This is a genomic window from Ochrobactrum sp. AN78, from assembly GCF_029909885.1.
Lineage (GTDB): Bacteria > Pseudomonadota > Alphaproteobacteria > Rhizobiales > Rhizobiaceae > Brucella > Brucella quorumnocens.
On the sequence record NZ_JASAMU010000007.1, the window covers coordinates 274,240 to 283,900 of the forward strand.

The following is a 9,661-nucleotide window of genomic DNA, read 5'->3' on the forward strand; positions in this document are numbered from 1 at the left end:
AAAACGCTCGCAAGACAATCCGGACACTGAATTCAGGGCCTACAACTCGCATCATTCAAGATACTTTGGCGGACTATAGACTCATATCAAGCTTGGGTGTCATGACCTCAAACATGGGCAGCGAGGCCGCCCCCAGAGCCGCCGTAAACTGACCCGTCTGTCCGCGAAGCACACGGGCAAGCGTGCGTGCACTTCTGTTTGCGACCGATATCGGCAGCTCATCCATATGCGAAATCAGCGCGTCGATGACGGGATTTGGCAGCATTCCTCCAAGAACCACGGTCTCAGGATCAAGAATGTTTTCGATAATCGCAATCATTTGCGCAAGGTGTTTTGCAGCGTCCGCCACCCAATCCAAGACCACGGGATTTCTGTCCTGCAGCAGCTCTTCAAGCTTCTCGAAGCTGACATCGAAAAGCCCCGCATTCACTAATTTCTCTTTGAGAACATGAACTGATGAATAAGTTTCCAGACAACCATGCTGACCGCAGGAGCAGAGCCGCCCTCCTGGTACAATCGAGATATGCCCGATTTCACCCGCATTGCCGAAAGCACCGCGAAACGGCGAGCCATCCTGGATCATACCGAGACCGATACCGGCACCGAAATAGATCATCGCAAAGTTTGAAATAGCACGCCCGGCCCCGAACAATCGCTCGCCCACTGCCGCAGCATTTGCATCATTTTCGACGATGACAGGTTCACCAAAGGCAGCACTTAGAACAGCCGCGGCGTCAATGCCAGCCCAACCCGGCAGTGTCGTCGGGCCGACCGAGGTCATGCCTTCGATGCCAAACGGACCCGGCATCACAACACCTATCCCAAGAAGACGCGCATCAAACTCAGACCTGATCTTGTCGATCTCGATGCGAAGCTGGGCGCAAAGCGCCTCGGGCCGCGTGTCGCTTACCAGATGCACCTGTTGCTTGCGTGGGACGCCAGAAAGGTCAAGAACCGTCGTCACCATATGGGTCGAACCCATTTCAATTCCGATTGTCATCGCACCAGACGGATTAACAGCAAATTGAATCGGCGGCTGGCCGCGCCCGGTCTTTAATCTGCCAAGCTGCATCAGAAGATTTTCAGCAACCAGCTCATCAACAATATTGGCGATAGCCTGCGCCGTCAGATGCGTCAAACGGGCAATATGCATACGACCCACCGGGCCATGACGGCGAACAACATCTAACACCACACGGCGGTTATGATCCCGAATTCGCTCAGGATTTTTACCCAAAGTGATCGGTTGCGTGTCCGGATGCGCCATGGTTCGTGAGTTCGCCGCCTTCGATTTCATGCCCTCTCCCAAATGCCTCAAATTAGATAGCGCACGCGACTTTTAACAGCAATATATTAATTCAACTAAATTATCTTATTGACAAATGACTTACAAAATTGAAGCCTATGAAGGGGCAAATAATTGCCCTGTCGGTATTCGAACGGCGCCTGGCCGAACATGCTGACGGTGAGGATGCTGCACGAAAAGTGCAGCAATGGTGGAACCGGCAGGTCATTGACCTGCACATACCTTGCTCGGGCACCAGAGGGGCTGAGCAACGGGGAGGTCTTATGAAAATGGGTAAGTTGCTGCTTGCGGGTCTTGTGGCCGGTCTGAGCTCTATCGCAATCAACGCTGCACAAGCAGTTGAAATCGAATATTGGCAGTATGTCTTTGAATCGCGTGTCAAGACGATGGACAAGCTGATCGACAATTTCGAAAAAGCCAATCCTGATATCAAGGTCAAGCAGGTCACGTTCCCTTATGACGATTATCAGACCCGCGTTATTGCGGCGAAGATGGCGGGAAAAAGCCCGGACGTGATGCAGCTGTTCTACGGCTGGCTTGATAAATTCGCTGCCGGTGGCATTTTGCAGCCGCTGCCACAGGAGGCTTTTCCGCACGACAAGATCGAAAGCGAATTCTTCCCAATCGTAAGCGCTATGAAGCGCGGCGATGAATATTACGGCTTGCCCACTGCTGTGCGTTCTCTGGCGCTGTTCTACAACAAGAAGCTTTTCGAAGAAGCTGGCCTTGACCCGAACAATCCGCCGAAAAATCTCGAAGAACTGCTGGCTTATGCCGAGAAAGCGACTAAGCGCGATGCTTCCGGCAATCTGTTGAGCGAAGGCATCACGTTGGATATGCCGGGTCAAGATCTGCATTGGTGGCGCGAAGTGCTGGTTCGCCAGTTCGGCGGCAAGCCATATAGCGATGATTATCGCAAGGTTGCCTATGACGACGCTGCCGGCGAAAAGGCATTGCAGTTCTACACCGACCTGCAGACCAAATATAAGGTCGGCGAAGTGAAGTTCATGGATGAAGGCCATGCAGCATTCCGTTCCGGTAAGGCGGCAATGACTGTGGATGGAACATTCCGTCTCGCCGCTTTTAACACCATCAAGGACTTCGAGTGGGGCGTGACTGAGTTGCCAGCTAATGCTGAGGGCGTGCGTTCAAACTATGCCAGCTATTTTGCCAACGGCATCAGTGCATCGGCAAAGGGCGAAAAGCTGGAAGCGGCTTCAAAGTTCCTGAACTACATTACGTCACCTGAAGCCATGGAAATCTGGCTGAAGGGTGTAGGCGAACTGCCTGCGCGCCGTTCGGCGGCTTTGACGGAAACTAATCTGGCTGATCCGGTTTATGGACCATTCCTCAAAGGTCTGGAATATGCCCACACAACCATGTTCACCGATGAGCTGAAGCAGCGCCAGATCGTCGTCGATATGTCTAACCGCGTGATCCTGCAGAACCAGCCAGTCAAGGAATCCCTTGATGAAGCTGCCAAGGCTGAACAAGCCATTCTGGACACTGCGAAGTAGAACTGCGTTCGGTTGGGCGGTTCTCGCGGACCGCCCGCTTCCGATTTTCAGCAGCTTTCGTGCTGCTTTGAACAATACGGCTCTGTTTTGGAAGCAATCGTTTCCGACCGTGGCTGCCCTGCAACGCATCGGCTGGCCGAAGGATTTTTATTATGACAATGACGGCTGAACCCGGTCATACAGCGCGCAGACCTTTCGGCTCGCGACTGACAGATCGCCTGTCGATGAAAACCAGAAGATTGATTTGGGTGTGGAGCTTTCTGGCTCTGCCCATCCTTTTCTATAGCGTCATCCGCTTTTATCCGACGATTGAAGCATTCTGGTTGTCTTTCACCAACTGGGATCTGATGAGCCCGCCGGAATTTATCGGTATCGCCAACTATCAGAAGCTTTTTGCCGATCCTGAATTCTGGAAAGTGTTCAAAAACACTTTCATCTACCTGTTGGTCGGCACGCCCATCAGTCTGGTTCTGGCTTTTGTCATCGCTTACTATCTGGACCGTGTCAGGCTTATGCACGGTTTCATTCGAGCCTTGTATTTCCTGCCTTATCTGACCACAGCGGCAGCAATGGCATGGGTATGGCGCTGGTTTTACCAGCCTGCACCAATCGGCTTCATCAATAATATTCTGAGTTCCCTTGGCTTGCCGCAACAAGGTTTTCTGCGCTCGGTTGATCAGGGGCTTTATGCCATCATGGCAACCTCAATCTGGGCAGGACTTGGCTTTCAGATCATCATCTTCATGGCGGGTTTGCGCGCGGTTCCCGGCACATTTTATGAGGCGGCGCGCATTGATGGCCTCGGCGAATGGGCCATTCTGCGCAAAATCACCATCCCGTTGCTAAAGCCAACAACTGTGTTTCTGGTGGTGTTTTCCTCAATCGGTTTCCTGCGCATCTTCGATCAGGTCTACAACATGACCACCAACGATCCGGGTGGTCCGCTGGGTTCGACAAAACCACTGGTACTGATGATCTATCAGACGGCGTTTTCGTCCTATGCAATGGGCTATGCGGCTGCGCAAACGATCATTCTCTTCATCATTCTGCTTTGCGTCTCCCTGTTACAGCTCTGGATTCTGAGGGAAAAGAAATGACCGCGCCTGCACAAACCAAATCCCTCCCGTTCCAGAATCTGAAGCCCGGCCGCGTCATCACATGGACTTTGCTGTTCATCGGCGGTCTGATCATGATCACGCCACTTGTTTTCATGTTTTCAACCTCGTTGAAAACTGCAAGTCAGGTCTATGATTTGAGGCTCATTCCCACGGAGCCCACGCTTCAAAACTATGCCACCATTCTTGCTGACGGGCGCTTTCTGCGCTGGTTCATGAATTCGATGATCGTGGCCGTGGTCGTAACCTTGTCGAACGTATTTTTCGACAGTCTGGTCGGTTATACGTTGGCAAAATTCCAGTTCCGAGGCCGCTATTTCATCTTCCTCGCGATCCTCTCGACCCTGATGATCCCGACCGAAATGCTGGTTATTCCTTGGTATCTGATGTCGAGCAAGCTCGGCTGGCTGGACAGCTATTGGGGCATCATGTTCCCCGGTATGATGACTGCTTTTGGTACCTTCCTGATGAAACAGTTCTTTGAAGGCGTGCCAAATGATTTCCTCGAAGCCGCACGTGTAGACGGGCTTAACGAGTTCCAGATCTGGTGGAAAATTGCCATGCCATTGGTCACCCCGGCTCTGTCGGCGCTGGCGATCTTTACCTTCCTCGGTAACTGGACCGCTTTCTTCTGGCCACTGATCGTTTCAACCAGTCCGGAGCTTTATACGCTGCCGGTGGGACTATCGAGCTTTGCAGTTGAGCAATCGATCCAGTGGGAAATGATCATGACCGGCGCAGCGATCGCTACATTGCCTACGCTTATCGTTTTCATGCTGCTTCAGCGCTACATCGTACGCGGTGTTATGCTGGCAGGTCTGAAAGGTTGAACCATGTCTGATCTCGACCCAAAATTGTCCGACAACAGCGTGTTTCCAAATCCGGTTTATAAAGAAACCGTGCTTCGTCCGCTGTTTGATGGTGCCAAGACACACCATGTTGATGGTTTCCGTCGCATTGACCGCGCTCATCTGGTGATGCTGGTTGAAACCGGTATTCTGGATCGCGAACAGGCGGCACAGATTGCCTGCGCGCTTGAAGCAATTGATCAGGAAATCAATCCGGCAGAGCTGACCTATACCGGTGAGGTAGAAGACTTCTTCTTCCTCATCGAGAAGGAACTTAAGGCCCGTATCGGTGCCGATGTTGCGGGGCGCTTGCATACTGCTCGTTCGCGTAATGATATTGACCACACGCTGTTCAAACTTGGCCTAAAAAAGCACATTGATGCGTTGCTGGCCAAGTCACGGCACATGCTTGATGTGCTGGTTGCAGCTGTTGAACGTGAACAGGCAACATTGATCGTTGCCTATACCCATGGGCAACCGGCACAGCCGACCACATTCGGGCATTATCTCGCTGCGGCTACGGAAGTACTAATCAGGGATATCGAACGCCTTGAAGCCGCCCGCGCGATTGTAAACCAGTCCCCGATGGGGGCAGCAGCCATCACCACCTCCGGCTTTCCGATTGACCGCAAGCGCGTCTCGGAGCTGTTGGGCTTTGCTGCCCCCTTAAACAATTCCTACAGCTGTATCGCAGCGGTGGATTACATCACCTCGACCTATTCCGCGCTGGAACTGATGTTCATTCATCTAGGAAGGCTCATTCAGGACTTCCAGTTCTGGACGAGCTTTGAAGTTGGCCAGATTTATGTGCCGAATGCCTTTGTGCAGATTTCTTCAATCATGCCGCAAAAGCGCAATCCGGTGCCGATTGAACATATGCGTCATTTGTCGAGCCAGACAATGGGGCGTGCCCGCACTGTGCTGGATGTGATGCACAATACGCCTTTCACCGATATGAATGACAGTGAAGGCGAAACCCAGCAAATGGGCTATGAGGCTTTTGCCTCTGCCGGTCGTGTGCTTGATCTGCTGGCGGCCTTCATCGAAGCCATTCGTATCGATCCGGCACGAGTTGCTGAAAATATCCGTCGTTCGTGCATTACGATCACGGAACTTGCCGATTCACTGGTGCGTATTGAAGGCCTGTCGTTCCGTCAGGCGCATGAGATTGCAGCGACCGTAGCACGCGCGGTGGTGGCTCAAGGTGGCGGGCTTGAGCAAGATGGCTTTGCGCCTTTCCTTGCAGCATTCCATGAAGCAACCGGACGCGAACCATCCTTCGATCAGGTCAAATTTGAAGAACTGGTTTCGCCGCAGCATTTCGTTGCTGTGCGTGGCCGTTTAGGCGGTCCGGCACCAGAGCCAATGCGCGAGGCCCTCGCGCGTTACCGAACAAACGTTGCGGGTTTAACAGCACGCGCTGCAGAGCACGAAGCTTATGAAGCTAAAGCCAATCAAGAACTTAATGAAAAATTCAGCGCACTTGCGGAGACACGTTAATGGCAACCATTGAACTCGAAAAACTTGTCAAACGTTACGGCAAGGTCGAAGCAGTTCGCGCAATCGATCTGCAGATCGAAGACGGAGAATTTGTCGTTTTCGTTGGCCCTTCCGGCTGCGGTAAGTCGACAACTCTGCGTATGATTGCCGGTCTGGAAGATATTTCCGGGGGACAGTTGAAAATCGGTGGCGAAGTCGTCAACGAACGCGATCCGAAACAGCGCAATATTGCAATGGTATTCCAGAATTATGCGATTTATCCGCATATGAGCGTACGCCAGAATATTGGTTTCGGCCTTTACACCTCAAAACTTTCAAAGGCGGAAAAGGCCAAGCGGATTGAGGATGTTGGTGCATCATTGGGGCTGACACCCTATCTTGATCGTCGTCCTGCGGCTCTGTCCGGTGGGCAGCGTCAGCGTGTGGCAATTGGCCGTGCAATGGTTCGTAATCCTTCAGCGTTCTTGTTTGATGAACCATTGTCGAACCTTGACGCGCAATTGCGCGCACAGATGCGCATTGAAATCAAACGCCTGCACCAGAGCCTCAAGACAACCACAGTTTACGTGACCCATGATCAGGTTGAAGCCATGACTATGGCCGACCGTATTGTGGTGATGCGCGATGGTAATATTTTGCAAACCGGCACGCCGACCGAGCTTTATGAGCATCCGGTGGATGTGTTTACAGCACGCTTTATCGGAAGCCCGTCGATGAACCTGCTCAAAGGCCGCCGCAAAGGCGATACGGTCGAGTTCGGTGCTGATGGCGACATGTTGATCGGTATTCGCCCACATGAATTGACCGTCGGTGAAACCGGCACTGAAGGCGGTATATCGCTGCAAGGTGTGGTAACGGCGGTTGAGCCGCTCGGAGCAGAAACTCTGGTTCATCTTGATGTAAATGGTGATGCTGTTATTGCGACAGCACCGGGCAAAACCGTTCCAAAGTCTGGCACGACACTGAGCGTCTTTGCGCCTGCTGGTAGCCTGTATCTGTTTGATGCCAAGACAGAAAAGAGCCTCGGTCGCCTATAATGTCAAAACAATTCAAAACCCCTGCGGTCCTTAGCATAGGACGGATTTATTGCGACCTGATTTTCACTGGCCTTGATGCTTTACCGCAGCCAGGCAGAGAAGTTTTTGCAGGCGACATGAAAATCGTAGCCGGCGGCGGCGCCTTTATTTCCGCCGCCCATTTTGCTCATGTTGGCCGCTCAGTGGCGTTGGTCGCACGACTTGGAACGGACAGCCTCTCAAAGGGCATTTCTAAGGACTTGGCCATCGATGGTCTTGATCTACGCTTTCTGGAAACTTCAACTGAGGCTGGGCCTCAAGTGACTGTGGCCAGTGTTATCGGCAACGACCGCGCGTTTCTTTCGCGCCGTGCGGGCTCCGCACGGCCATCCACCCTTGATGACGCTTTGACATGGAACAATGCGAAACATCTCCACATCGCAGAATATGCGACATTGCACGAAATACCGGATTTGATTGCTAAAGCTAAAGCTGCCGGGCTGACCGTTTCACTGGATCCAAGTTGGGATGAAACCCTCATCTATAGCCAGGACTTTCTGAAAAGCTGTGAAGGCGTGGATATCTTCCTGCCTAACAGCGAGGAAGCGGAAGCCATTACCGGAGATCGAGATCCCCGCAAAGCAATCGGTGTTCTATCGAAGCGCTTTCCAATCGTCGCTCTGAAGGCGGGCGAAGAAGGAGCATGGCTGAGCACCGGGTCGATGGAGATGCATATTCCTGCTGACAAGGTAGACGTTATAGACACGACCGGTGCAGGCGATGCTTTCAATGCTGGTTTCATCGACTCATGGATTGACGGATGTAGTCCGGCCGACTGTCTGGCTGCGGGTGTCAAAAGCGGTAGCCTGGCGGTTCAGGCCGCAGGTGGGGCTTCCATCCTGCAGAGTTAAGCTGGCAGAAAATCACTCAACTATTTCAGCACGGGGTCTTTCATGGTCACGACATCATTTATGCGCAAAGAGACAATTGAGGCCTCGGCCGTTGTTTCGCGTTTGCTGACTGAAGAAGCCGCAACGATCGCGGCAATCAAACGTCTCTATGCAGAGCGTAAGCCACGTGTGATTACGACGGCTGCCCGCGGCTCATCCGATCACGCTGCATCCTTCTTCAAATATCTGTTCGAGATCAGCGTTGGCTTGCCGGTGACTTCAATAGGTCCTTCGGTGACATCGGTTTATAACAGCCGCTTGCAGCTGCAGGATGGGTTGCACTTTACGGTTTCGCAGTCCGGCGCCAGCCCCGACATTGTTGCGTTGCAGAGGGCGGCCAAACAGGGCGGAGCGATTACCGTGGCTCTCGTCAACGTAACCGACAGTCCTTTGGCGCAACAGGCCGATATTGTGCTGGGGTTACACGCAGGCAAAGAACAGAGCGTAGCTGCAACCAAATCCTGCATCGCGGGCGCTACCGCACTTGCCGCCATCACAGCAGCAATCAGCGACGACAGTGCGTTGCAAGCGGCGCTCACCAGACTGCCGCAGGCATTGGACGCAACGACGAGTGCTCCAATCGATGAAGCATTGATTACAAAACTCGCCTCAATTGAAGGAATGTATGTCGTCGGACGAGGCACTGGGTTTGCAGTCGCATTGGAAGCTGCCCTTAAGGCCAAGGAGACCTGTGGCATTCACGCAGAGGCTTTTTCGTTGGCCGAAGTTATGCATGGCCCCATTCGTCTGGTTCACAGCGGCTTTCCAGTCTTGGCATTTTTGAATGAAGACGAAGCATTCAGCGCCAGCAAACAGGCAGTCGACCGCCTGGTTGGTCTTGGTGCTGATGTTATAGCGATTGGCGCTCGAAGCGCTCAACATAAAGCTATCGGGATCACGCCAACGGGACAGGGTTTGATTGATCCGCTTGTAGGTCTAGGGGCTTATTACGGTTTGATTGAACGCGTTGCACTAGCCCGCGGCTTTGATCCCGATAAGCCTATGAATCTCAGCAAAGTCACCGAAACCGTTTAGTTTTATCGCCCTTTAACGTCGCCTCCTGGACTTGCCCTATGCAGGTTTCCAATAGCTTAGCCCCGGCCAACAATTGTTGCCGGGGCTTTTCTTTATGGTGGCGGGGACCTGTTTCCTCGGACTGCCATCATTGTCGGCGTTGATATTTTGGCATCTGGCGCTCTAGAGACAGTAACCTTTGTTACATGGGGGGCTTGGAGTTGACCCTTTTCCCTCCCACATGATTTTCAGTATTCGGTTTAAGATCCGTTTCGTGCTAGCGGTTTTTTATTGATTAGTGGGCTTTAGATTTGGTTTGCTTTAAACGCAAAAAGCCCCGTCGGAGACGGGGCTATTTCTGATTTGGTTGCGGGGGCAGGATTTGAACCTGCGGC

General features: G+C 52.6%; 8 protein-coding genes. 7 read left to right on the forward strand and 1 reads right to left on the reverse strand.

What is annotated here, in order from left to right; translation table 11 throughout:
* Nucleotides 1-73: 73 nt before the first annotated feature.
* Nucleotides 74-1,297: an ROK family protein gene (locus tag QBD00_RS15395; protein ID WP_264233966.1), complete on the reverse strand. Its 1,224-nt coding sequence runs from the start codon at nt 1,295-1,297 to the stop codon at nt 74-76.
* 278 nt (nt 1,298-1,575) lie between these two features.
* On the opposite strand from QBD00_RS15395, the gene QBD00_RS15400 reads away from it, so the two are divergent.
* The 7 genes from QBD00_RS15400 (at nt 1,576) to QBD00_RS15430 (ending at nt 9,287) form a co-directional block, all read left to right on the forward strand.
* Nucleotides 1,576-2,823, forward strand: a complete 1,248-nt coding sequence (locus QBD00_RS15400; RefSeq protein WP_318579967.1) for an extracellular solute-binding protein — start codon at nt 1,576-1,578, stop codon at nt 2,821-2,823.
* A 152-nt stretch (nt 2,824-2,975) separates the two neighbouring features.
* Nucleotides 2,976-3,920, forward strand: a complete 945-nt coding sequence (locus tag QBD00_RS15405; protein ID WP_318579956.1) for a sugar ABC transporter permease — start codon at nt 2,976-2,978, stop codon at nt 3,918-3,920.
* A complete protein-coding gene (locus tag QBD00_RS15410) occupies nt 3,917-4,768 on the forward strand; it encodes a carbohydrate ABC transporter permease (protein WP_318579957.1) in 852 nt (283 codons plus the stop codon). Before QBD00_RS15405 ends, QBD00_RS15410 begins: the two co-directional genes overlap by 4 nt.
* A 3-nt stretch (nt 4,769-4,771) precedes the next feature.
* The gene (argH, locus tag QBD00_RS15415; RefSeq protein WP_318579958.1) at nt 4,772-6,286 is read left to right on the forward strand and encodes an argininosuccinate lyase; all 1,515 of its coding nucleotides are present in this window, start codon (nt 4,772-4,774) and stop codon (nt 6,284-6,286) included.
* The gene (locus tag QBD00_RS15420) at nt 6,286-7,323 is read left to right on the forward strand and encodes an ABC transporter ATP-binding protein (RefSeq protein ID WP_151095862.1); all 1,038 of its coding nucleotides are present in this window, start codon (nt 6,286-6,288) and stop codon (nt 7,321-7,323) included. Before argH ends, QBD00_RS15420 begins: the two co-directional genes overlap by 1 nt.
* Entirely contained in the window at nt 7,323-8,213 is an 891-nt protein-coding gene (locus tag QBD00_RS15425) for a carbohydrate kinase family protein (RefSeq protein WP_151095865.1), read from the forward strand. Before QBD00_RS15420 ends, QBD00_RS15425 begins: the two co-directional genes overlap by 1 nt.
* Nucleotides 8,214-8,255: 42 nt before the next feature.
* Nucleotides 8,256-9,287 (forward strand): SIS domain-containing protein, encoded by a 1,032-nt coding sequence (locus tag QBD00_RS15430; RefSeq protein ID WP_318579959.1) that lies wholly within the window; start codon nt 8,256-8,258, stop codon nt 9,285-9,287.
* Nucleotides 9,288-9,661 lie beyond the last annotated feature (374 nt).